Source organism: Pseudomonas saponiphila (assembly GCF_900105185.1).
Lineage (GTDB): Bacteria > Pseudomonadota > Gammaproteobacteria > Pseudomonadales > Pseudomonadaceae > Aquipseudomonas > Aquipseudomonas saponiphila.
Window position 1 is genome coordinate 3,465,064 of record NZ_FNTJ01000001.1, and the last position, 24,707, is coordinate 3,489,770.

At 61.1% G+C, this 24,707-nt stretch carries 18 protein-coding genes and 2 pseudogenes; 6 read left to right on the forward strand and 14 right to left on the reverse strand.

Annotated elements, in window-relative coordinates:
- The first annotated feature begins 38 nt into the window (after positions 1-38).
- Genes BLV47_RS15980 through BLV47_RS15990 form a run of 3 tightly spaced genes read left to right on the forward strand, consistent with a single transcriptional unit; the run spans position 39 to position 5,544 of the window.
- A complete protein-coding gene (locus tag BLV47_RS15980) occupies positions 39-1,283 on the forward strand; it encodes an exonuclease SbcCD subunit D C-terminal domain-containing protein (protein WP_092315150.1) in 1,245 nt (414 codons plus the stop codon).
- Positions 1,280-4,921 (forward strand): AAA family ATPase, encoded by a 3,642-nt coding sequence (locus BLV47_RS15985; protein WP_092315152.1) that lies wholly within the window; start codon positions 1,280-1,282, stop codon positions 4,919-4,921. The genes BLV47_RS15980 and BLV47_RS15985 overlap by 4 nt, the downstream gene beginning before the upstream one ends.
- Positions 4,918-5,544: a glutathione S-transferase gene (locus tag BLV47_RS15990; protein ID WP_092315154.1), complete on the forward strand. Its 627-nt coding sequence runs from the start codon at positions 4,918-4,920 to the stop codon at positions 5,542-5,544. Before BLV47_RS15985 ends, BLV47_RS15990 begins: the two co-directional genes overlap by 4 nt.
- A gap of 769 nt (positions 5,545-6,313) precedes the next feature.
- Here the strand turns inward: BLV47_RS15990 and BLV47_RS15995 are convergent.
- The 7 genes from BLV47_RS15995 to BLV47_RS16025 form a co-directional block, all read right to left on the reverse strand.
- Entirely contained in the window at positions 6,314-7,717 is a 1,404-nt protein-coding gene (locus BLV47_RS15995; protein WP_092315156.1) for an amino acid permease, read from the reverse strand.
- A 208-nt stretch (positions 7,718-7,925) separates the two neighbouring features.
- Positions 7,926-10,181 (reverse strand): ATP-binding protein, encoded by a 2,256-nt coding sequence (locus BLV47_RS16000; RefSeq protein WP_092315158.1) that lies wholly within the window; start codon positions 10,179-10,181, stop codon positions 7,926-7,928.
- On the reverse strand, positions 10,178-10,975 hold the full coding sequence (locus tag BLV47_RS16005; protein WP_092315160.1) for a substrate-binding periplasmic protein: 798 nt from the start codon (positions 10,973-10,975) through the stop codon (positions 10,178-10,180). The genes BLV47_RS16000 and BLV47_RS16005 overlap by 4 nt, the downstream gene beginning before the upstream one ends.
- 1 nt (position 10,976) lies before the next feature.
- Positions 10,977-11,693, reverse strand: coding sequence for a response regulator (locus BLV47_RS16010; RefSeq protein ID WP_092315162.1), 717 nt, complete (start codon positions 11,691-11,693; stop codon positions 10,977-10,979).
- A 73-nt stretch (positions 11,694-11,766) separates the two neighbouring features.
- Complete coding sequence (gene betI, locus BLV47_RS16015; RefSeq protein ID WP_092315164.1) at positions 11,767-12,414, reverse strand: transcriptional regulator BetI; 648 nt, start codon at positions 12,412-12,414, stop codon at positions 11,767-11,769.
- Positions 12,415-12,513: 99 nt separating this feature from the next.
- On the reverse strand, positions 12,514-13,308 hold the full coding sequence (locus tag BLV47_RS16020) for a class II aldolase/adducin family protein (protein ID WP_092315166.1): 795 nt from the start codon (positions 13,306-13,308) through the stop codon (positions 12,514-12,516).
- Between the two features lie 85 nt (positions 13,309-13,393).
- On the reverse strand, positions 13,394-14,467 hold the full coding sequence (locus BLV47_RS16025) for an ABC transporter substrate-binding protein (protein ID WP_092315168.1): 1,074 nt from the start codon (positions 14,465-14,467) through the stop codon (positions 13,394-13,396).
- Between the two features lie 217 nt (positions 14,468-14,684).
- On the opposite strand from BLV47_RS16025, the gene BLV47_RS16030 reads away from it, so the two are divergent.
- A complete protein-coding gene (locus BLV47_RS16030; RefSeq protein ID WP_092315170.1) occupies positions 14,685-16,637 on the forward strand; it encodes an oxidoreductase in 1,953 nt (650 codons plus the stop codon).
- Positions 16,638-16,710: 73 nt separating this feature from the next.
- Positions 16,711-17,328, forward strand: a complete 618-nt coding sequence (locus BLV47_RS16035) for a cupin domain-containing protein (RefSeq protein WP_092315172.1) — start codon at positions 16,711-16,713, stop codon at positions 17,326-17,328.
- A gap of 108 nt (positions 17,329-17,436) precedes the next feature.
- Here the strand turns inward: BLV47_RS16035 and BLV47_RS16040 are convergent, their stop codons facing one another.
- The 4 genes from BLV47_RS16040 to BLV47_RS16055 all read right to left on the reverse strand — a co-directional run bounded on the left by BLV47_RS16040 (position 17,437) and on the right by BLV47_RS16055 (position 21,616).
- Positions 17,437-17,985 carry a hypothetical protein gene (locus BLV47_RS16040; protein ID WP_092315174.1) on the reverse strand — a complete coding sequence of 183 codons (549 nt, stop codon included), beginning with the start codon at positions 17,983-17,985 and terminating at the stop codon, positions 17,437-17,439.
- A gap of 114 nt (positions 17,986-18,099) precedes the next feature.
- Positions 18,100-19,896, reverse strand: coding sequence for an ATP-dependent nuclease (locus BLV47_RS16045; RefSeq protein WP_092315176.1), 1,797 nt, complete (start codon positions 19,894-19,896; stop codon positions 18,100-18,102).
- A 295-nt stretch (positions 19,897-20,191) separates the two neighbouring features.
- Positions 20,192-20,968: a hypothetical protein gene (locus BLV47_RS16050; protein ID WP_244168889.1), complete on the reverse strand. Its 777-nt coding sequence runs from the start codon at positions 20,966-20,968 to the stop codon at positions 20,192-20,194.
- Positions 20,969-21,160: 192 nt separating this feature from the next.
- Positions 21,161-21,616 carry an SMI1/KNR4 family protein gene (locus BLV47_RS16055; RefSeq protein WP_092315180.1) on the reverse strand — a complete coding sequence of 152 codons (456 nt, stop codon included), beginning with the start codon at positions 21,614-21,616 and terminating at the stop codon, positions 21,161-21,163.
- A 212-nt stretch (positions 21,617-21,828) separates the two neighbouring features.
- Between BLV47_RS16055 and BLV47_RS16060 the strand changes: the two are divergent.
- Positions 21,829-22,240, forward strand: a pseudogene (locus BLV47_RS16060) (cupin domain-containing protein); the annotation flags it as partial.
- Between the two features lie 623 nt (positions 22,241-22,863).
- Here the strand turns inward: BLV47_RS16060 and BLV47_RS16065 are convergent.
- From BLV47_RS16065 to BLV47_RS16070, 3 genes and pseudogenes are all read right to left on the reverse strand, one after another.
- A complete protein-coding gene (locus tag BLV47_RS16065; RefSeq protein ID WP_244168890.1) occupies positions 22,864-23,124 on the reverse strand; it encodes a hypothetical protein in 261 nt (86 codons plus the stop codon).
- A gap of 30 nt (positions 23,125-23,154) precedes the next feature.
- Positions 23,155-23,226, reverse strand: a pseudogene (locus tag BLV47_RS37045) (pentapeptide repeat-containing protein); the annotation flags it as partial.
- A 154-nt stretch (positions 23,227-23,380) separates the two neighbouring features.
- On the reverse strand, positions 23,381-24,685 hold the full coding sequence (locus BLV47_RS16070) for an IS1380-like element ISPa33 family transposase (protein ID WP_010793081.1): 1,305 nt from the start codon (positions 24,683-24,685) through the stop codon (positions 23,381-23,383).
- Between the last annotated feature and the right edge of the window lie 22 nt (positions 24,686-24,707).

The window sequence follows — 24,707 nt, forward strand, 5'->3', positions numbered from 1 at the left end:
TCTTCTGTGCGGCCAGCCTTTTTCATGCGGAGTTTGCCTTGCATCTGTTTCACACCTCCGACTGGCACCTGGGCCAGAACCTCCACGGCCAGGAACGGGACTTCGAACACGCCTGTTTCCTGGAGTGGCTGCTGCGTCAGCTCAAAGCTGAGCAGCCGGATGTACTGCTGATCGCCGGCGACATCTTCGACACCGTCAACCCGCCGGTCAAAGCCCAGGAGCGGCTCTACGACTTCATCGTCAGCGCTCACGAACAACAGCCGGCCCTGACCGTGGTGATGATCGCCGGCAACCACGACTCCGGCTCGCGCATCGAGCTGCCGGCGCCGCTGATGCGGCGCCTGCGCACCCACGCCCTGGGCCGGGTACTGTGGCTGGATGACGGCCAGCTGGATGTCGAACGCCTGTTGCTGCCGCTGCCCGATGCCAGTGGCCAGATCGCCGCCTGGTGCCTGGCCCTGCCGTTCCTGCGGCCGGCGGAAGTCACCGGCGCAAAACTGGGCGACGACTACCTCAAGGGCATCGCCCAGGTCCATGAATGGCTGATCGCCGCGGCCAATGCCAAGCGCCAGCCGGGCCAGGCCCTGATCGCCGTGAGCCACGCGCACATGGCCGGCGGCTCGGTGTCCGAAGATTCCGAGCGCAGCCTGATCATCGGCAACGCCGAGGCGCTGCCCGCCAGCCTGTTCGGCGCGGACGTCAGCTACGTCGCCCTGGGGCACCTGCATAAACCGCAGAAGGTCAACGGCGAGCAGCGCATCCGCTACAGCGGCTCGCCGATCCCGCTGTCGTTTTCCGAGATCGGCTACCAGCACCAGATCCTCGACGTGCGCCTGGACGGCGAAACCCTGGTCAGCGTCGAGCCGCGGCTGATTCCCCGGGCGGTCAACCTGCAACGCCTGGGCCCGGCGCCCCTGGGTGAGCTCCTGACCCAGCTCGGCGAGCTGCCGGACATCGACCTGTTGGCCGAAGAACAGCGCCAGCCCTGGCTGGAAGTGCGGGTGCGCCTCGACGAACCGCAGCCGGACCTGCGCCAGCAAGTGGAAAGCGCCCTGCAAGGCAAGGCCGTGCGCCTGGTACGGATTGCCGCCGAATACGCCGGCAATGGCGGCCGCGACGCTGAAGAGGCCGGCGCCGAGCTGATCGACCTGGATCAACTGAGCCCCGAAGAACTGTTCCGCCGGGCCTGGCGCGATGCCTACGCCAACGAGGTGGACGACGCCACCCTCAAGGATTTCGCCCTGCTGTTGCAGGACGTGCAGCAAGAAGGGGAACAGCCATGAAGATCCTGGCCATCCGCCTGAAGAACCTGGCCTCCCTGGCCGGGCCATTCGAGATCGACTTCAGCGCCGAGCCCCTGGCCAGCGCCGGGCTGTTCGCCATCACCGGGCCCACCGGCGCCGGCAAGAGCACCCTGCTGGACGCCCTGTGCCTGGCGTTGTTCGGCGCAGTGCCGCGGCTGAACAAGATCGCCAAGGAGAACAAGGTTCCCGAGGTCGATAGCGATATCTCCACCGGCGACCCGCGCACCCTGCTGCGCCGTGGCACCGGCAGCGGGTTCGCCGAGGTGGACTTTGTCGGTGTCGACGGGCGTCGCTATCGCGCCCGCTGGGAAACCAACCGCGCCCGCGACAAGGCCAACGGCAAACTGCAAAGCAGCCGGCAGAGCCTGCACGACCTGGACAGCAATCAGTTGCTGGCCAGCGGCAAGCGCGACTATGAACAGCTGATCGAGGCCAAGCTGGGCCTCAACTTCGAGCAGTTCACCCGCGCCGTGATGCTGGCCCAGAGCGAGTTCAGCGCCTTTCTCAAGGCCGACGACAAGGAACGCAGCGAGCTGCTGGAAAAGCTCACCAACACCTCGATCTACAGCCAGTTGGGGCGCCGCGCCTACAGCAAGAGCAAGGAGGCCGAAGAGGCCCACAAGGAACTCAAGGCCCAGGCCAGCGGCATCACCCCGCTGGACCCCGAAGCCCGGGCCGAACTGGACCAGCAGTTCAACGACGCCCAGCAACAGCTCAAGACCCAGCAGGCCCGGCTCAAACAGCTGGAAGCCCAGCACAGCTGGCTCAAGGAACTGGGACAGTGGCAGCAGGCCCGACAAGACGCCGCCGAGCAGTTGCAACAGGCCGAGCAGCAGGCTCAGACCCTGGCCCCGCAGCGCCTGCGCCTGCAACGGCTGGAGCAACTGGCGCCGCAGCGTCACCAGTTCCTGCGCCAGATCGAGCTGCAACAAGCCCTGGAGCCTCTGCGCCAACAGATCGAGCAGCAGGCCGCGCATCAGCTTGAACAGCAACAACAGCACCAACAGTTGCAGCAGCGAGTGCTCGACGCCGGCGAGGCCCTGACCCGGGCCCAGAGCCAGCACAGCGACAGCGCGCCGCTGCTGCGTGAAGCCTTTGCCGAACAGGCCAACCTGACCCGCCTGGGGCAGAGCCTGGCCCAGGCCACCGAACAGCGCGAACAGGCCGAGCAGGCCTGCGCCCGGGGTCAGCAGGACATCGAGCAGTTGCTGGAGCAGCAGCGCCTGGTGGGCCAGCGCCTGGAGCGGATCAGCGCTCAACTCGAGCACAGCGCCGCCCTCGCCCCCTTGAGCGAAGCCTGGAACGCCTACCGTGAACGCCTGCAGCAACTGATGCTGATCGGCAATCGCCTGAACCAGGGCCAGAGCGAACTCCCGGCCCTGGAACAGCGGGCCAGCGCCGCCGCCCAGCAGTTGAGCGAACAACGCGCCCAGTTGGAACTGCTCTACCGCGAAGCCGACGCCGAACCCCAGGCCGTGGCCGAGCAGATCCAACTGCTCGATGGACTGCTCAAGGACAATCGCAAACAGCAACGCGCCGTCGAAGACCTGGCCCGACTCTGGGCCCAGCAGCAGGACCTGACGCAACGCGCTCAGGCACTGCAGGACAAGCAGCAGGCAGTGGCCGCCCAGCGCGAGGCACTGAACCAGGCCGGCCTGCAAGCCAAGGCCGAGCTGAGCCTGGCCGAGCAGGCCCTGAGCGTCACCCAGGCCCTGCTGGAGCGCCAGCGGCTGGCCCGCAGCGCCAGCGTCGAGGAACTGCGCGGGCAGTTGCAGGACGATCAGCCGTGCCCGGTGTGCGGCAGCGTCGAACACCCCTATCACCAGCCCGAGGCCCTGTTGCAGAGCCTCGGACGCCACGACGCCAGCGAGGAAGCCGGGGCCCGTCAGGCGGTGGATGCGCTCAAGGAGCAGCTCAACGAACTGCGGGCCCAGGTCCAGGGCCTGATCGCCCAGCAGAAAGAGTTTCTCCAGCAACAGGAACAACTGACCAGCCAGCAACAGGCCCTGGCCCTGAGCATCGAGGCCCACCCGCTGAGCGCCGCGCTACTGGAGCGCGACCCGGCCCAGCGCGACGCCTGGCTACGCCAGCAACTGGAACAGCTGCAACAGAGCATCAGCCAGGACGAAAACCGCCAGGGCGCCCTGCTGACCCTGCAAAAGGATGCCGCGCGCCTGCAACAGCAACTGCAGGCGGCCGTCGAGGCCAACCAGCACGCCGCCCAGGACCTGCACAAACAACAGGAACAACTGAGCGCCGACCGCCAGCGCCTGGACGAAGAGCTGGACAACTTCAGCCAACGGCTGCCGGCCGAGGTGCTCGAAGGCCTGCGCCGTGACCCGGCCAACACCTTCATGCACCTGGACCAGCAGGTGCTGCAACGCATCGAGCAGTTGCGCGAACGCCAGGACGAAACCGAAGAACAACAGCAACGCCAACAGCTGCTGGAAAAGGAACAGGACCGGCAACTGACCCGCCAGCAGCAACTGAGCGCTGCCCAGACGCAATTCAGCGACCTGAGCCAGCAGCAACAAGCCTGCCAGGAACGCCTGAACACCCTGCTGGGCAGCCACTCCAGCGCCGAACACTGGCAGCAGCAGCTCGATCAGGCGCTGGAACAGGCCCGCAGCGCCCAGGCCAGGGCCCAGCACGAGCAGCAGGAGCTGCAGCAGCAACTGATCCAACTGAGCGCCGAGCTCAAGGCCCGGCAAGAGCGTCTGCAAGCCCTGGACGGCGAACAGCAGCAACTGGCCGCCAGCATCGAACAATGGCGCGCCCAGCACCCGGAACTGGATGACGCCGGCCTGCAACAGCTGCTGGAACTGGACGAGCAGCAGATCCAGCAACTGCGCCTGCAGTTGCAGGCCAACGACAAGGCCATCGAACAAGCCAAGGTCCTGCTCCAGGAGCGTCAGCAGCGCCTGCAACAGCACCAGGCCCAGCACAACGGCAACCTGGAGGCCGAGCCACTGGCCCAGGCCCTTGAAGAGCTGCAGCAACAAGCCCTCGCCAGCGAACAGCAGGTGGCGGAACTGCGCGCCCGGCAAAGCGAGGATCAGCGTCGCCAGGAGGCCAATCAGGCCCTGGGCCAGCAGATCCACGAGGCCTACCAGCAATGGCAGCGCTGGGCCCGGCTCAATGCCCTGATCGGCTCGGCCACCGGCGACACCTTCCGCAAGATCGCCCAGGCCTACAACCTCGACCTGCTGGTGCACCACGCCAACGCCCAGTTGCGCCAGCTGGTGCGGCGCTACCGCCTCAAGCGCGGCGGCAGCATGCTCGGCCTGCTGGTGCTGGACACCGAGATGGGCGATGAACTGCGCTCGGTGCACTCGCTGTCCGGCGGTGAAACCTTCCTCGTATCCCTGGCCCTGGCCCTGGGGCTGGCGTCCATGGCCTCCAGCACCCTGAAGATCGAATCGCTGTTCATCGACGAAGGCTTCGGCAGCCTCGACCCCGAGTCCCTGCAACTGGCCATGGACGCCCTCGACGGCCTGCAGGCCCAGGGACGCAAGGTCGCGGTGATTTCCCACGTCCAGGAAATGCACGAACGGATCCCGGTGCAGATCCAGGTCAGCCGCCAGGGCAACGGCCTGAGCACCCTGGAGGTGAAATGAGCACGCGAGCGATGCCCGAGGCGACCCTCTACTCGTTCCGCCGCTGCCCTTACGCCATGCGCGCGCGACTGGCCCTGCGCTATGCCGGGGTGCCGGTGCAGATCGTCGAAGTCAGCCTCAAGGCCAAGCCGGCCGAGATGCTTGCCCTGTCGCCCAAGGGCACGGTGCCGGTGCTGGCCCTGGAGGACCGGGTGATCGACGAGAGCCTGGAGATCATGCACTGGGCCCTGGCCCAGCATGACCCCGAAGACTGGCGGCTGAGCACGGACCCCACGGCCCAGGCGCGGATGGCGGCGTTGATTGCCGAGAACGATCAGGTGTTCAAGGTTCACCTCAATCGCTACAAGTACGCCGAGCGCTATCCCGAGGCGCCCATGGAGCATTACCGGGGCCAGGGCGAAGCGTTTCTGGCGCACCTGGACGGGTTGCTGCAGCAGCGGCGCTATCTGCTGGCGGAGCATCCGAGCTTGGTGGACATGGCGTTGCTGCCGTTTGTTCGCCAATTTGCCCATGTCGACCGGGAGTGGTTTGCGCAGACGCCCCATGGCGCTTTGCAGAGGTGGTTGCGGGAGTGGTTGGAGTCGCCGTTGTTCGTGGGGGTCATGGCGAAGTCGTTGGCTTGAGGTGAGTGTTCTTTGGGGGACATAGCCGTTGCTGCGGGCGCGGCGGCTGAAGGTTTCGCCCTGACGGCGAGTCACTTTGGTTCGGCATGGCTTGCGGACCTCTTCGCCGGCAAGCCGGCTCCTACAAAGCAATCTCGCGCAACACCCTCCCGTAGGAGCTGGCTTGCCAGCGAAGGCGTCGGCCCGGGCGCTGCATGTCTTGCGGGCCCCTTCGCCGGCAAGCCGGCTCCTACAAAGCAATCTCGCGCAACACCTTCCCGTAGGAGCTGGCTTGCCAGCGAAGGCGTCAGCCCGGGCGACGCATGTCTTGCGGGCCCCTTCGCCGGCAAGCCGGCTCCTACAAAGCAATCTCGCGCAACACCTTCCCGTAGGAGCTGGCTTGCCAGCGAAAGCGTCGGCCCGGGCGACGCGTGGCTTGCGGGCCCCTTCGCCGGCAAGCCGGCTCCTACAAAGCAATCTCGCGCAACATCCTCCCGTAGGAGCTGGCTTGCCAGCGAAGGCGTCGGCCCAGGCGCTGCATGTCTTGCGGGCCTCTTCGCCGGCAAGCCGGCTCCTACAAAGCAATCTCGCGCAACACCTTCCCGTAGGAGCTGGCTTGCCAGCGAAAGCGTCGGCCCGGGCGGCGCATGGCTTGCGGGCCTCTTCGCCGGCAAGCCGGCTCCTACAAAGCAATCTCGCGCAGCACCTTCCTGTAGGAGCTGGCTTGCCAGCGAAGGCGTCGGCCCGGGCGACGCATGGCTTGCGGGCCTCTTCGCCGGCAAGCCGGCTCCTACACGGCGGCGGCAGGTTGCAGTTGGCGTTTGCGCTGCATCAGGTAGTAGGCGCCATAGCACAGGACGATAAAACCGGAACCCCAGTACAAGGACGGGCGCTGGGTTTCGTCGAGGGCCAGGAACACGAACAGCGAGCTGCACAGGACGATGCACAGCAGCGGCACCAGGGGGAACCACGGGGCGCGGTATTTGAGCTGGTGCAGTTGCCCGCCCTCACGCAGGAACTGGCGGCGGAAGCGGTACTGGGCCAGGGCAATGACGATCCAGGTCACGGTGCCAGCCATGCCGCTCACCGCCATCAGCACCATGAACAGGGTGTCGGCGGCGATGAAGCTGGTCATCAGCGAGATCAGGGCAAAGCACAGGGTGATGGCCAGGGCGCGCAGGGGCACGCCTTGTCTGCTCAGGGGCGACAGGGCCTTGGGCGCCATGCCGGATTTGGACATGGCCCAGAGGATCCGCGTGGAGGCATAGAGCCCAGAGTTGCCCACCGAAAGAATCGCCGTGAGGATCACGAAGTTCATCAGGTCGGCGGCATAAGGAATGCCCACCATGTCGAACACCTGGACGAAGGGGCTTTCCACCAGCCCGGCCTGCTGCCAGGGAATGATCGCCGCCAGCACCATCACCGCCAGGACGTAGAAGATCAGCACCCGGAACACCACGTTGCGCACGGCCCGCGGGATGCTTTTTTCCGGCTGGTCGGTTTCACCAGCGGCCACGCCCATGATCTCGCAGCCCTGGAAGGCATAGACCACGGTCATCATCACCGCGAACACCGCCGGCAGGCCGTTGGGGAACAGCGAGTCGCCCTTGAGGTTGTCGAGCATCGGCGCCGGGGCGCTATTGGGCAGGTCGATGACGCCGAAGATCACCAGCGCGCCGACCACGATAAAGCTCAGGATCGCCAGCACCTTGACCCCGGCGAACCAGTATTCGGCCTCGCCAAAGGCCCGAGTGGCCAGGGCGTTGATACCGAACAGCAAGGCCACGAACAGCGCCGACCAGTACCAGATCGGCACCCCGGGGAACCAGCGCTGCATCAGCATGCCGGCGGCGGTGAACTCCAGGCCCACGGTGGTGGCCCAGCTCATCCAGTAGACCCAGCCGATCATGAAGCCGGTGGCCGGGCCGATGTATTTCGTGGCATGGGCCTGGAACGAGCCGGACACCGGCATCTGCACCGACAGCTCGCCGAGGCAGACCATCACCAGGTACATCAGGAACCCGGCCACCAGGTAAGAGAGGATCGCCCCCCAGGGGCCGCCCTGGTTGATGGTGACCCCGGAGCCCATGAACAGCCCAGTGCCGATCACCCCGCCCAGGGACAACATGAAAATGTGCCGGCTCTTCAACGAGCGGGTCAGGTGGATGCCTTTACGTTCAGTGGTGGTTGTCATGGCGCACCTCAGCAGTCGATGAGGCGCAGGGCGCGGGGCGAAGGGGTGTGGCGGACGACGGAAGCAGCTTGCAGGCAGTTCATTATTATTATCTCCAATAAGCTTCGAAGGCCGCGGCGGGCGCGGCTTGGGCGATTATTGGAAAGCCATGTAAGTTCGGATTGACCGTCAGGATCGAAGATGTAAAAAGTCGTAAGTTTTTTGTACGTCAGGCTTCCAGCAGGCGTTGCAGCAAGGCCCGGGACTGCTGCCAGAGCGGTTGCAGGCTCGCCGTCAGGGTCGTGAGGGCCGGGCGCTCGCTGTGTTGCGCCGCGCTTTCCACTTCCCGTAGCGCCCGGGCCAGGGCGCAAAAGCCCATGGAGTCGGCACTGCCCGCCAGGCGATGGGCCAGGTGCAGGACTTCGGTGCAGTCCTCGGCGGCCAGGGCGTCGGCCAGCAGCGGTTGCTGCTGGTCCAGGGCGTTGGCCAGGACCTGGAGCAGGCCCTGCAGCTTCTGCTCGCCCAACAGGCGCCGATGGGTGTCCAGCACGCCCTGGTCGAGCAGGCCTTGCGGGTCGGCCAAGGGTGGCGGCTGCACCTGCCCGGCCAGCACCTGGCGCAGGCTCTCCAACTGCAACGGCTTGCCGAGAATGCCTTGCATCCCGGCCTGCAAATAGCCGCGCACTACGGCCGGTTGGACACTGGCGGTCAGGGCGACGATGCGCACCTGCTGGTTGGGCCCGGGGCGCTGGCGAATTTCCCGGCACAGCTCGACCCCGCTGATGCCGGGCAGGTGCACGTCCAGCAGCAACAGGTCGAAGGCCTGGTGCCGGCACAGGGCCAGGGCCGACTCGCCGTCTTGCGCCAGCCACACCTGATGGCCGTCACGCTCCAGCAGGCCGCTGGCCACTTCACGGTTCAGGGCCACGTCTTCCACCACCAGGATCTGCAAGGCCTGGGTCGGCGCTGGCAGCGCGGGCACCGGCAAAGGTTCCTGGCCGATGCCCAGCAGCAGCTCGAACCAGAAGCAGCTGCCCTGCCCCAGCTCGCTGTCGACGCCGATGCGCCCGTCCAGCTGTTGCAGCAGGTGCTTGCAGATGGCCAGGCCCAGGCCGGTGCCGCCGTAACGTCGGGTGACTTCATCACTGGCCTGGACGAAACGCTCGAAGATCTTCTCGCGCATCGACGCGGCAATGCCGATGCCGTTGTCGCGCACGCAGCAGCGCAAGCGCTGGCCCTCGGCGCTGCTGCTCAGTACCTGCACCTCGACCCGCACCCAGCCGCCCTCGGTAAAACGAATGGCGTTGGCCAGCAGGTTGCTCAGCACCTGGCGCAAGTACTGCTCGGCGCCCTGCTGACGCGACGCCAGTTGCGGGTCGATATGCAGTTCCAGGCGAGTGCGATTGCCCTCGGCCCGGGGCTGCAACAGGGTGGTGACTTCTTCCAGCAGTTGGCGCAGGGAAAAGTCCCGAACTTCCGGGCGGCTTTCGCCCTCCTCTAACCGGGCAAAGGACAGCACTTCGTTGAGGATGCCGAGCAAGCCCTCGCCGGCCTGATGCAAGGCCTGCAAGCGCTGGCGGTCCTGTTGCTCCAGCGGCGCCTGACGCAGCAACTCGGCCATGCCGAGGATGCCATTCAACGGGGTGCGCAGTTCGTGGCTCATGGTCGCCAGAAAGCGCGACTTGGCCAGGTTCGCCGCTTCGGCCTCATCCTTGGCGTGCTTGAGGCTGGCGGTGCGGCGCTGGACCATTTTCTGCAATTCGTCGCGCTTGTCCTGCAGGGCCAGGCGGTCGGCTTCGCGGCGCTGCACATCGTCGAGAATCGCCCGGCGCATGTCGTCCAGGGCGCGGGCCACGGTGTCGATTTCATCGCCGCCCGGACGCTGGCGTTTATCCAGGTGCAGGGGCTGCTGCAAATCACCCGCGGCCACGCGCCGGGCAAAGTCGGCCATCACTTGCAAGTGCCGGGTCACCAGGCGGTAGAACAGCCCGGACAAGGCCACCGCCAGCCCGCAGAGAAACACGCTCATCCACAGCAGGCTGGCCAAGCCGGTGGCGTACAGGCGCCGGTACACCGCCCCCAAGTCGGTGCTGACCTGCAATTCACCGAGCTGGCGCAGCGGCCCGGACGGCGGCTGGTAGCTCAAGGGAAAGCGCTCGACCCGCAACGGCCCGATCAGCTCGCTATTGCCCTGCTGCAAGTCGAAATCACTGCTGACCAGATGCACCCGGGCCACGTCGGAGAAGTCCACCAACCCCTGCAACTGCACGGTGAGCTGTTCCTGGTTGAGGTCCCACAGGTTACGTTCCAGGCTGCCCAGGTAACCGGCGCGGATCAGCTCCATGCGGCTGTCGATCTCGCGCATTTCCCGGCGGTACTCGAAGTACAGCTGCACGCTGCTGGCGAGCACGGTGAAACACAGGCTGAACAGCAAAATGAACAACAGCAGGCGGCGCAACAGGCCGGCGGAGCGCAGCCGGATCATGGCGTGGCCCCGCGCTGCGCCTTGAGCATGGCGCGGTAGGCGTCCTGGCTTTGCGCCAGCCAGCGCTGCACCGCGCCGCTGTCGACCTGACGCTGCAATTGCGCGTCGATCTCGGCCATGCGCGGCGCCAGGGGCGATTGGCGCGACACGGCCAGGCGCAGGTAGTCGACGCTCACGGTCTGCGGCAAGGCGACTATGTCTTCGGCGCCCGGCAACTGCTCGATAAACAGCTGCCCGGTGCGCCGCTCATAAGGGATGAAATCGATGCGCTGGCGGATCAGCTTGCCGAAATTCTGCTGGCTGCTGGAGACCCATTCGATATTGCCGTGCTGCACCACTTCGCGGTCGAAATCCTGGCCGTAGCTCTCACCGAACAGCAGGCCGCCGCGGTAGGCGCGCAAATCCTGCAAGTGCTTGAAGCGCGGCAAGTGGCGACGGTTGACGAACAGCGCGACCTCTTCGCGCAGCACCGGCACCCGGGAAAACAGCAGGCCCTGCTGGCGCTGGCTGGTGCTGTAGGCCAGCACCACATCCACCCGGCCGGCGGCGGCGTCCAGCAGGCAGCGCTTCCAGTTGCCCAGCACCACCACCTGCACCTGATAGCCCAGGTCCCCCAGCACCTGGCGCACCAGGGTCGGCGCCAGCCCGCGCACCTGCTGGCCGTCGCTCCAGGAAATCGGCGGGTACACCGGGTAGTCGCAATAGCGCAGCACGGGCTGGGGTTCCGCGCGTGCCGGGCCGGCCAGCAGGATCAAGCACAGGCCCAGACACAAACCCCATGCACGACGCAGCAATTCAGGCCGCCACGCTGGCGGTGAACAGGTAACCGGCGCCGTGGATGGTGATGATCAGCTCCGGCTCGGCCGGGTCGTCGTGCAGCTTGCGGCGCAGGCGGCCCACCAGCACGTCGATGGAACGGTCGCTGGGCACCCATTCACGGTTGCGGATCTGGTCCATCAACTGGTCGCGGCTCAGGGTGTGGCCGCTGTTGCGCAGGAACACGCTGAGCAACTGGTACTCGCCGTGGGTCAGCAGGGTTTCGCCGCCCTGTGGGTCGATGAGGCGGCGACGGTCAGTGTCCAGGGCCCAGTCGGCGAACTGCTTGACCGGGCTCGGGTGGTTCGCGGGGGTTTGTGGCTGGTAGGCCTGGCGCACCCGGCGCACCAGGTTCTTGGCTCGCGACACCAGCTCGCGGGGGTTGAGGGGCTTGATCACGTAGTCGTCGGCGCCGCATTCCAGGCCGACGATGCGGTCGATGTCGTCGTTGCGCCCGGTGATCAGGATGATCCCCACCTCCGAGCGCACCCGCAGCTCCCGGGTCAGGGTCAGGCCGTCCTTGCCCGGCAGGCGGATGTCCAGCATCAGCAGGTCCACCGTGTGCTGGCCGAGAAAGGCCTCGGCCTGCTCCGCGGTGGCGGCGCAGTGCACGTCATAGCCTTCTTGCGAGAGGTAAGCCTGGAGCAGTTCACGAATCAGCGGATCGTCGTCGACGATCAAAACCCGAGGAGTCATCGCCTGTTTCCTGATTATTTTTATTAGAAAAGAAACCCAGTGCGCAGCAGCCTAGCCATTACTGAACAACCGATCAACAGCCCTGTGTCGGCCGGATGAAACCGCGCCCGCCGCTGGCCAGCAGCCCCTCGACCCAGGCTTCGCAGATCTGCACGCCCTGCTGCGGGCTGAAAGTGCCGGGGTTGAGCCCGGATTCCAGCCACAGGCCGTCGAGCAAGGCGCTGAGGCTGATGGCCGCCAGATCGGCGTCGAACTCTTCCCAACCCTGCTCCCCGGCCACTTGGCTCAGCAGGCTGGCCAGTTCGTTGCGGTACTCGGCGTAGGAATGTTCATGGGCCTGGTTGATCGCCTCGGCGGTCTTCACCGCGCCCCAGAACGCCAGCCAGGCATCCAGCAGGCGCGGGTCCAGCAACTCGGCGCAGAACGAGGCGCGAAAGAACGCCGACAGCCGTTGCCGTGGATCGGGCGCGGCCTGCTCCATGGCTTCGCGCAACAGATTCATGACCCGCCCGGTGATGGCGCGATAGGCCTCGGCCACCAGCTCGTCCTTGCCGGAATAGTGATGGCTGATCAGCCCCACCGAGACTCCGGCCTCGGCGGAAATCTTGCGGATCGACGCGCCCTGAAAGCCGTGACGCTTGAGGCAAGTCAGGGTCGCCTCGATCAGCTCGGCCTTGCGCAGGTCAGGTTCCAGACGGGAAAAGCGCACTTCCTGGCTCATGGGGCATGGCTCCTTGGACAATCGCCGGGCGGCGGAAACTGAACGAATGTACAGCAAGCTTCCCGGCCTCATCCAGCCCCGGTTTCAGGGCAATCGCGCTTAGGCGCGGTAGTCGGGGGCGATGCGCTCCAGCAGGCGCAACAACGCCGCCCAGGCCAGTTGCATGGCGTCCGGATCGTTGAGTTCGCCTTCCTGCAGTGGCCGGCCCGGGTCGTTGAACTGGCGTTCGGTGTGGGCACAGACCGCGTCCGGCGGTAGCACGATCTCCCCCGCCGCCTGGGCCGCCAGTTGGATCTCGCAGGCTTTCTCCAGGTAGTACATGCGCAAAAACGCCTGGCTTACGGTTTCGCCCACGGTGAGCAGGCCGTGGTTGCGCAGCATCAGCACGCTCTTGTCGCCCAGGTCAGCCACCAACCGTTGCTGCTCGCCCAGGTCCAGGGCCACGCCTTCGTAATCGTGGTAGGCCACGCGGCCATAGAACTCCATGGAAATCTGGTTCACCGGCAGCAATCCGCATTTGAGCGCGGCCACCGCGCAGCCGGCCTTGGTGTGGGTGTGCAGCACGCATTGGGCGTCTTCCCGGGCGCCGTGGATCGCGCTGTGGATCACGAACCCCGCCGGGTTCACCGGGTACGGCGACGGCTCCACGGCCTGGCCGTTGAGGTCGATCTTCACCAGGTTGGAAGCGGTGATTTCCTCGAACATCAGGCCGTAGGGGTTGATCAGGAAGTGATGCTCGGGCCCGGGCAGGCGCACCGAGATGTGGGTGAAGATCAGGTCGGTCATGCGAAAGTGCGCGATCAGCCGGTAGCAGGCCGCCAGCTCTTCACGCAGGCGCTGTTCGGTGGCGCTGCGCTCGGCGTTGGCGTAGGGGCTGGGAGCGATGTTGTTCATTGTTGGAGTCCTCCAGGCGGGTGGCCGGTAAACCGGGCCGGCGAACAATAGGACCGGACGCCCGCAGGCGTCCAGCCCGCTGCACTTACTTGCTGGCCCAGGCGTTGAAGCGCTCTTCCAGCTCCTCGCCGTGATCGACCCAGAACTCCACGTTCATCGCCAGGGCGTCCTTGAGGTTCTGCTCCGAGGTCGGCACCCACTGCGCCAGCGCCGGGTCGAGCTTGGCCGCAGCCAGGGTGTTGGTGGGGCCATAGGGGATCTGCTTGACGTAGTCGACCTGGACCTCGGGGCGGTTGGCGAAGGCGATGAAGCGCTTGGCCTGATCCACGTGTTTCGAGCCCTTGATGATCGCCCAGTAATCCATGCCGTACAGGCTGCCGGGCCAGACCACCGCCTGGGGCGCGCCGGCCTGGGCCGCCACCGCGATACGCCCGCTGTAGCTGGAGGTCATCACCACGTCACCGGCGGCCAGCCACTGCCCCGGCTGGGCCCCGGCCTCCCACCACTGGATGTAGGGCTTGAGCTCGGTCAGCTTGGCGAAGGCCCGCTCCACCCCTTGCGGCGTGGCCAGAACCTTGTACACGTCCTCGACCTTGACCCCGTCGGCCATCAGCGCGAACTCCAGGTTGTACACCGCGCGCTTGCGCAGGCCGCGCTTGCCGGGGAACTGCTTGACGTCCCAGAAATCCGCCCAGGACGCCGGGGCCTTGGCCAGCTTGTTGCGGTCGTAGGCAATGGCCACGCTCCACACCAGCACCGCCGAGCCGCAGGGCTGGGCGGCGTCGGTAATCAGCTGCTCGGCGCGGCCCAGGGCCTTCCAGTCCAGGGGTTCGTACATGCCCTGCTCGCAGCCGCGCATCAGGTCCGGGCCTTCGATCTGCACCAGGTCCCAATCGACGTTGCCGGTGTCGACCATGACCTTGATCCGGGCCATTTCGCCGTTGTATTCGCTCTGGATCAGCTTGCTGCCATCGGCCTTGCTGAAGGGTTGGAACAACGCCACGTCCTGGGCTTTTTGTCCGGCTCCGCCGTACGCCACGACCACCATGTCGGGGGCTGCCTGGGCCTTGTTCTGAATCAGCGGCTGGCCCAGGGTCAAACCCAGGGCCAGGCTCAGGGCCAGGAAAGAACAACCGTGCTTGCGGGTGAGCGCTTTCATTCTGTGAATCCTCGTCGCGGTGCCACACCGGCAGGCGCCGGCACAGCCCTTTTTTATTGTTGTGAGGTTCGCGCCAAAAGCGGGCGCAGGTCGAAGCTACTGCAAGCCATAGTAAAAAAACAAGTTGATTTTTTACTGTCGGTAAATTTTGATAGGCCAACAATAACAACGCCAAGGCTGTGCTCCCCTGCCCTTGGCCCGCCTGGAGTCACCCGCAATGACCAGCGCCTTCCCGCACCTGTTCGCACCCTTGCAGATCCGTGGCAAACGCCTGAAGAACCGCATCATGTCCAGCGGCCACGACACCTCGATGCCCACCGACAACCTGGTCAACGACCAGCTGATCGCCTACCACCGCGCCCGCGCCGAAGGCGGCGCCGGCCTGATCGTGCTGCAGGTGGCCGGGGTCCACGACAGTGCGCGCTACACCAGCCACGTGCTGATGGCCACCGACGATGCCTGCATCGACGGCTACCGGCGCCTGGCCGAAAGCTGCCACGCCCACGGCACGGTGGTGCTGTCGCAGATCTTCCACCCGGGGCGGGAAATCATGGAGTCCGCCGACGGCCTGCTGGCGGTAGCCTATGCGCCTTCGGCGGTGCCCAACGAACGCTTCCGGGTCATGCCCCGGGCCCTGGACCAGGAGATGATCGACGAGATCATCCAGGGCTACGCCGACGCCGCCCGGCGCCTGCATCAGGCCGGGCTGGACGGCGTGGAACTGGTGGCCAGCCACGGCTACCTGCCGGCGCAGTTCATCAACCCGCGGGTCAACCGCCGCAGCGACGGCTACAACGGCGAACTGGAACAGCGCCTGCGCTTTATCCGGGAAATTCTCGGCGCCATGCGCGCCAGCACCGATGCCGAATTCATCATTGGCCTGCGGATTTCCGCCGATGAACGCGACCCCGAAGGCCTCACCGAAGACGAATCCCTGGCCGCCGTGCAGTTGCTGCAAGGGCAACTGGACTACGTGCACATCGTCGCCGGCACCTCGGCCTCCCTCGGCGGCGCGGTGCACATAGTGCCGCCCATGGCAGTGGAAGCGGCTTATCTGGCCCGGGAAGCCGGCACCTTCAAGGCCGGGCTGTCGATCCCGCTGTTCGTCACCGGGCGCATCAACCAGCCCCAGGAAGCCGAAGCGATCATCGCCAAGGGCCAGGCCGACGTCTGCGGCATGACCCGCGCGCTGATCTGCGACCCGCAGATGCCCAACAAGAGCGAGCGCGGCCACGCCGAGGACGTACGCGCCTGCATCGCCTGCAACCAGGCGTGCATCGGCCACTTTCACAAGGGCCTGCCGATCTCCTGCATCCAGCACCCGGAAACCGGCCGCGAACTGCTCTACGGCCAGCCCAAGCCCAGCGCTCGCGGCAAACGCATCCTGGTGGTGGGCGGCGGCCCGGCCGGGATGAAAGCCGCCGCCGTCGCCGCCCAACGCGGCCATAACGTCACCCTCTACGAAGCCAGCGCACAACTGGGCGGCCAGATCCAACTGGCGCAACTGCTGCCCCGGCGCAGCGAATTCGGCGGCGCCAGCACCAACCTGCAACGGGAAATGCAACTGGCCGGCGTGGAAGTGGTGCGCAACACCCGGGTCGACCGCGCCCTGATCGAACGGGAAAACCCCGACCACGTGATCATCGCCACCGGCGCCCAACCCTACTGGCCGAACTTCGAACGCGGCGGCGACCTGCAAGTGGTGGACGCCTGGCAAGTGCTGCGCGATGAAGTGCAACTGGGCCGCAGCGTGGTGGTGGCCGACTGGCGCTGCGACTGGATCGGCCCCGGCATCGCCGAGCGTCTGGTACGCGCCGGGCACCAAGTGCAACTGGCGGTCAACGGCACCCACTGCGGCGAAAGCCTGCCGCTGTACGTGCGCGACCAAATGGCCGGCGAACTGCACAAACTGGCGATCCCGATCATCCCCTACGCCCGCCTCTACGGCTGCGACGACAGCACCGTCTACCTGCAACACACCGCCAGCGGCGAACCCATGCTCCTGGAAAACGTCGACAGCCTCGTCCTGTGCCAAGGCCACCAATCGGTGGACGACCTCGGCCAGCAACTCAAAGGCCTGGTGCCCTTCCAACGCATCGGCGACTGCCTGGCACCGCGCACTGTGGAAGAAGCCATCCATGAAGGCTTGAAAGTCGCCTGGGCGCTTTGAGGCTGATTTATACTCCAGGCCTTTTGCAGGACGGGCGCCCGGATGTGCCCGCCTTCCAGGCCTGGAGCCCGCCATGAATCAAAGCAGCAAGACGCCGCCCGCCACCGAGCCCAGCAGCGACAGCCATGCACCCGGCGGCCCACAGTTCCTTGGCACCCGCATCCGCGGCCTGCGCAAACGCCGCGGCCTGACCCTGAGCGAACTGGCGCAACAGAGCGAACTCACCGCCGGCTACATCAGCCAACTGGAACGCAACCTCGCCTACCCCTCCATCCCCGCCCTGTTCAACATCGCCCGCAGCCTGGGCGTGACCATCCAATGGTTCTTCGCCAGCGAAACCCAGACCGCGCCCGAGGATCAGGGCTATGTGGTGCGCAAGAAACAGCGGCTGCAGGTGAATTATGAGAACGGGATTATCGATCAACTGCTGACCCCGCAACCGACCCGGCAGCTGGAGTTTTTGCACTCACGGTTTCCGCCGGGGACCTACAGCAAGGAGAGTTATAGCCATGAGGGCGAGGAAGCCGGGTATGTGCTGTCGGGGAGCTTTGAGCTGTGGGTGGGGGAACGGTATTTTCAGCTGAGTGAGGGGGATAGTTTTAGTTTCTCCAGCCAGGAACCGCATAAGTATGGGAACCCTGGGGAGGAGGATGCGGTGGTGTTGTGGGTGATTACGCCGCCGACGTTTTGAGCTTTCGCATTCAACAGAGCCGGCGGATTAGGATGATGTTCGCCAAAGGGGCTCTATCGACTAAAAATACGCGCTCAGACTATGTCTACAGAATGGATGCAGCATGACTTAGGGCTTTTGTATGGCGTTGAGATAGGCGGCTTTCAGAGACAACTGTATGGTTTTCAAAACCTCTGGATTAAGCAAAGCCAAATCCTTCTCTACTAGCCACTGCCCTGAAGACGGTACTTTCACAACAGCCTTACCATCGAGTTTTGACTGCCCAATATAGACCGTTATTTCCGATTGACAGGCATAGTATTCAGGATTGTTCCAAGTCTTTAAAAATATACGATTCACCACAATCTCGGCCTTCAAGGGAGCATGAGAGTCGGATAAAACCGACTCACTAATAAAACCTTTCCAATCACTTACCGGGATCGCAGAGAATCCCTGATACAGGCTGCCATTGTAGTTTGCTGCGTGCCATACAATGGTGCTTCTTTCTGTACAGTTAACACAGCTCTCCGCCCCCGACACCTTGGTAATATAAACGTCAGTTTTTTGCTTCTGAATTGCTGACAGCTCTGTTTCTGTGCTGTAGGGGGCGAAGTGGAGCTGATTTGTTGTGCAGCCCGCGAGCATTAAGAAAAAAGCTAATGCAAACACCTTTAACATACGAAATCCTTATAAATTAAAATTAAATACCGCCACCAATGCAGACTAAATGCAACCCTAGACACATCAAATCGTCCCGAAGCTCCCTCCCAGACTCTTCCAAGAACCGTACTATTACTTACCAAGATCTTCAATAGCCTTGAAAAACGTATGTAAATCCTCAGCAATTTCCTTAGGCATTAATACTGCCGCCACATCGTCTCGCGTAATTTGAAAGTTCCGTTTTAGAGAATTACCTTTCGTAAATATCTCTTTAGCTTGTGCATCCCTAATGCTTGAGGCTATTTCGCTTTTTGTGGTGTTATCTGGTAAGGCCAGTGCATGCTCATCCTTTTTAAAGAATTTTTCAATTTCAGCTACGTCTACATTTGCAGCCCTGGCGATGGCGGCTTTACAAAGCAAATAACCTTCAATATGCCGCCGCCTCCACTTCATCACGGTAAAATCTTGTTCTTTATTTTTGAAGCCTTTATCGATCAGGGATTCGGACACTGTGCTTGCGGACTCATCATCTCTATCTCGAATACTAATGCATTTGAGTTCAGGAATTTCCTTCTTCAATTGTCTGAAAAGTTGAAGGCGCTCAGAGGCTGTTCCAGTCCAATACCAAGGGGTGATGTTTTTCGGCCACTTAAACTTGGCACGCTCAGCCAGTTTTTGCAGAAATCTCAGATCGCTTGGAGCCTCAAGGATAAGCATTCGCTTATTTTGCATTAAGGAGTGTATGGTCGGGGTGTGAACTGAGCCAATACCAGATAGAACTTTAATTCTACCCTCGGGAGCGTCCAGATACTTAGCACCTGATTTGGCAACGGACAAAATCCTATTATGCTCGTGGAGTCTGATAAGTTCTGGCGAGTGAGTTGCCATTAATATTTGTTTACCTTGTCCCGCAGCCACAGCTTCGAGCGACTGAAGTAAGTCCTTTTGAAGCGCCGCATTCAAGTGAGCATCAGGTTCATCCAATAGGACTATGTTCACTTCAGGGGTCAGCGATAGTGCGTAAACACTAAGCCACTGTAGGAAACCTTGCCCTTCAACCATCAAATCTCGAGCATTGAAACCCGGGTGACTTTTGAAGAAGCCGTTAGAGTCGATCTCTCCCTTGACACACCGGACCTTGAGGTAACTGTGCCAGCGCTCATTGAAAGGCACAATTCTTATATCAGTACCAAACATGCTTTGCATCGCAGAGACTAAAATCTCCCAAGGATCATTTTTGCGCAACCATGCGAGATCGCTATCCTTCAATTTAGTTCGATTCTCTAACAGCTTTGTGCGCTGTCGCTTGTTCTCTTCGTGCAGATCAAACAATACATTTCTAACAACACCTCCTGATAACCCCTGCCCAACAAAGCGCTCACGCATTGCCGGAGTTAGTCTGCCCTCTCGATCTGTAATACCGGCGAAAGGAGGAAGGTAAGCAACAGAGGGGACACTTCCTGCGATCGGCGTTTCATTTTCTTCAATGATTTCCTCCGCAGTTAGATTTGTGGAAGTGGCTTTTACGAATAATCGATCGTTTGCGAGCGACATCCCCATTTCCAAAAAGCGCTCTTCACCGTCTGCGTTGTCCCAGAAAACATTTATCTTTAGTGTGTAGCCGTCTGGCTCGTCAATTTTACTCGTCTTCAGGTTGGTCCAAAGATGCGCCAGGGAGGGAACTTGCAGAGGGGTAAAGTCAACTATGCCTAGTCCTACACCAGTTTTGCCTCCGGCCTGTACCCACCCCCGTCGTCCTTTTTCAATCTCGATCAGAGTCTTGCAAAATTGCCAAGCAGCAAGGGCTTGTAGAATGGTGGATTTTCCAGAGTTATTTCCACCAACCACCAGTGAAAGTTGATCTTTAAGATTTATGGAAGCTTTTTGGTAACGTTTGAAACGGTGAAGGACAACTTTCTTGATGAACATCTATGTTCCTGAGATAAGTCATGTTGGTAAGCAGGATGCGTGGCTTCCTGGATCGCTGGCAATCGTTTGGAGCAGATGGTAGCGAAAAGCCACTGCGTTATCCACCATCGTGCTTCCAAGGCTATTGGGAGCCTACGAGCATATCGTCCAAGATTTTCTGCCTGCGATCTCGGTAACCGAAGTCACCGCTCTTTGCTTACTGATACTCATCTATTACGGGCTGGAAAGTAGATCAGCCCCAAATTAGACCTTAATCAGCGGAGCGCTTCACTCGCCCAACTCATTCCAAACGCGGTTAATCATGAGCCCCCAGTCTTGAGCGACTTCCATTAGCGGCGTCGCTGAGCTTTAGCCTTTCTATTGCCCTGGTGCATCCATGCTCGGCGGCTTTATTGAGAAACCGCACCTGCTCTTGCTTAAGGTTTTGCGTCAACAATTGCGTCGCCATACTCATATAGAGGTTGGCGCGAAAACTTTTTTCGTCGAGCAACACGATTGGATTGCTGTTAGAGCGACCATTTTTATCGCAACTCGGCATCATCGTTGGCTGTGGGTAGTACCTGCTATACAGGGTTTCATCATTGGGCAACGCCTCGACAAGTGACCGATACCCAGGTGTTTTAACCTCATCGAAGCAATAGAAAAGCATCTGCAAACCCGCTGGAGTAAATCCGTTACTGAAACTGGACCTTAGGAGAGTGCAGACTCTTTCGGCGACTTGATCGCGAGATTCAAAAGTCGACAACATCAACGCTAGACGGTACTGCGCTGCTGGATTGCCTTCCTCAGCTGAACGCTTGAGCAAAGGCATTCCTTCTTTTATAAGCAGAAGCATTTCGTCTCTATATTGTTCCTTTTTTTGGTCGGGCACCTTTTCGCTGACTGCTAACTGCTTTCGAAAAGTGAACATATCGTTTTGTGCTTCATCGATTTTTTCTAGGTAAGGCAGCGCCTTGAAGTACAGCTCTTCGCTTTCTGCGGATACTTTTAGATTGTTTTCATTCGCGCTTGCGAATGTAACTAAAAAAACAGAAACAATAGCCAAAAAACTCTTAAGAGAAGCTTTTTCCACTGGGAACGTCCTTTGTATCTTCGTTGTGATTACGATTGCGGCTGAATCGTCCATACATTGGTAGAGAACAGAATGAGTGCTTCCAACGGCCCTGCTGCCTTTCATCACAGCGACTATAAGCAGCCGAATACTGCATCATCTGAATGGGTCTCGGTGCGAACCAGAGGGTTAATATTTTCATTGGTTATTCTTTTAGATTTCTTCCTTTAACATAGAAAGCAAATCTGAAAATGAGTCAGCCACATAAAATATCCCTTCTTGCACTTCCAACTCATGAAAATAGAAAACCACTTTTGGAAATAGAGGACTTTCAGAGTAATCAAAGCACAGATAATCACCGCCACCACCCACGACAATAGGCAGATAGTAATTTGGTAGCTGATGGTGATTTCGCAACGAAAATAGAGCTGTAACGATATTCTCGGTGCTGTGTAAAGGGTCAAGAGTCAAAAGCATGCCGAAGCCGATATCCCATGTTTTACCGCCAACCTCAATGGACAGGCTTCGGTCTTTCGGCTGTCCACCATGAAAGCGTTTTACGCATTCAACGTAATCTTTAGGCAGCGTGAAACGGATAACTTTTTCGATGCCAGCAATCAAATCATCGGACAACGGTTCATGCGCGCCTGAATAAACATCCCACTCCATCAGCGAACCTCCATTTAACTATTATCAGGCGACATTGCCAGTGCAGCATATTACCAATATTCTCATACTCACATTAAGCATATCTTTTGTTGCATAACATCCAAAGCGATGTTCAATCACTTCTGAATGTCCTCTATTGGCAGAAAGCAGCCTCAGCAACCAAAAAATTCCTCCTATCATCTAACTGGAACGCAACCTCCCCCCACACCGAACTATTTAACTTCAACTGCGGCCTGGGCGTGACCATCCAATGGTTCTTCGCCAGCGAAACCCAGACCGCGCCAGAGGACCAGGGCTATTGTAGTGCGCAAGAAACAGCGGCTGCAGGTGAATTATGAGAACGGGATTATCGATCAGCTGCTGACCCCACAAACGACCCGGCAGTTGGAGTTTTTGCACTCGCGGTTTCCTCCGGGGACCTACAGCAAGGAGAGTTACAGCCATGAGGGCGAGGAAGTCGGGTATGTGCTGTCGGGGAGCTTTGAGCTGTGGGTGGGGGAACGGTATTTCCAGTTGAGTGAGGGGGATAGCTTTAGTTTCTCCAGCCAGGAACCGCATAAGCATGGGAATCCTGGGGAGGAGGATGCGGTGGTGTTGTGGGTGATAACGCCGCCGACGTTTTGAGGGTTGGGGGACAAGCTACTTCGACCTCGCAGACCGTAGGTCTGTCTCTACTAGATACTAGGATCGAGTAGTCAATATCTGATTAGAAGGTCGATATTGATCTACCAAGGCACTGTTTAAGTCGAGGTGCCACCGAACGACAACTATCGGCCAAAAGCAGTCGCCCATTTGGCTGGTAAGCAAGACGACCAGCTCTGGCGAGTAACCGTACAGGATAAAGGACGCCCACACCCGGGCTTATCAATCAGCCCTTCTAACGCTGCGCCAGCGAGTAACTGGGCGCAGTAAAAAGCCACTCAGAGGAGCTATGTCAACCCGTGAGTAGCCTTGAGTTGCGAACAAAATCACCCGAGCACGGCAGCCATCATGCTAACTGCATAGTGGCTGACCTGATGCGGCGAGTGAGTTCGCTGTGCTCTTCTGGTGTAAGGGTAATATTTTGCGAGTTCATCTGCTCGCCTACGGAATGCTGTTAACTGGGAACGCATAGCCAGTTTCGAGAAGACGTTATTTCAGAAATAGCACAAGAGCCTGCGCATACGCTGTTTGCGACATTATTTTTCGTACAAAACCTAGGTAAGGTTGAACAGACTTTTATGTTTCGGCTTACCTATTGCGGATCCTCACTCTTTTGGTTTTAGCTGTATAAAGAAAGGCATTTCTTTTTCGGGATGGCCATGCCCATCTGGAGCACGAGGCACAATTTCGCCGTCACTACAATAGCCACCAAGTACCGCCATCTGTCCTACGAGTGCATACATCTGCTGTGTAATTAATCGCTCCTCTTTCGATCTGTCGTCAGTAAAGCAATCGGCGGTCGAAGGTTTTAGACCTATATCTAAAGAAGGTGGAGTGTGCGGGTTGCTACATGTCGAGTTGAGCATATTTTGAGTTAACCCCAACGCCCCCTTAAAGTTTGCACCTGAGACATTAGCTTTCTCCAGTTTGGTATCGTAAAGTTTTGAACCAGAAAGGTTAGCCCGGATTTCTCATGAGGCCGGCAGGCGTGGCCGGTGAAGCCTCGGTGTATCAACAACCTGCCTTCCACCGCTAAAAATTGATCGTTTTTTATTCAATTCCCGCGTATGGGGCGCACTGCCCCCTTTCCCCCATTGAGCCGGGCCGGGGGCGCCCGCCTGTTCAGGTCGGCTTGAGGCGGGCAACCAGCCCCGCAAAGAGTTCCTGATGCGGATAGGCCTCGCTGATCAGCACGCGGATGCGCCGGCTGTTGCGAATGATCACCGCACCGATCTTGAGCAGTTTCAAGCGCAGGTTATGGATGCTCATGCGCGCCAATGCGGTGCCCTGGAGATGATCGCGTAGCCGTTCGAACAGCACATAGGCAAAGGCCGACAGCATCAGCCGCCACTGGTTGGTCCACCAGCGTGGGCTGGAGGTGCGGTCGGCGAACAGATCCAACTGTTGGTCCTTGATCCGATTCTCCATGTCGCCACGGCCGCAGTAGTCTTCGTAGTACTGCTGGGCAGCATCCTCGGCAAAGCGGGACACGACGATGAAGCGTGGATTGGCACCCTGCTCGCCATGTTCCAGGCGCGACACGACCAGGCGGCGCCTACGCCAACTACCGGCCTGATAGAGGAAGCGATACACGCCGGACATCTTCTGCCCGGTTTCTTGGTAGGCCTCGGCGACAGCTTGCATGGCCGGCGCCGCCATCCGCTGCAGGCGGGTGTTGCGGGCCAGACCCACCACATAATCCACCTGCTTGCGGTCACACCAGTCGAGCATGCGATGTCGGCAAAAACCGCCGTCACCGCGGAACACGATGCGGGTCTCTGGCCAGAAGCGGCGAATGAACTTGACCAGCAGTGCCAGGATGGCCCAACTGTGTCGGGCGCCATCGATGTTGCTCGGGCGCAAATAGCTCACCAGCAGATGGCGACCACAGAACACATAGAGCGGCAGGAAGCAGTAATGGTCGTAATAGCCATGGAAGAAGCGCCCTTCCTGATCACCATGCACCGGCACATCGGTCGCATCGAAGTCGAGCACGATCTCAGCCGGCGCCTGGTCATGCTGGGCGATGAAGTGCTCCCACAGCAGGCGATGGGCTTGCACCACCGTTTCGCGATCGGCTTGCTGTTCCAGGCGCCCCAGAGTGGATTTGCCGGCCAGCGGTTGCAGGCGGTTGACCGCAGTCTGCAGCGCGTAGTCATGGCGCAGGCCGTCATGATCGTTGAGATCCTCGTAGCCGGCGGCCAGTGCATAGATACGCTGGGCGAGCAGTGTCTGCAGTCCATGCTGGACACGCCCAGGATCACGCCGATCGGGAACGATTTTGGCCAGGCGGCGGGTCAAGCCATGTTGCCGGTCGACCTCGCGCAGCAGCAACAAGCCCGCATCCGAGGTGATGTGACCACCGGTGAAAGAGGCCTCGACGAGGCGGCGAGAGAGGGGTGAAAAGTGGAGTTTTTCTGGTAGCATTTTGTGCGCGGCTGAAGACTTA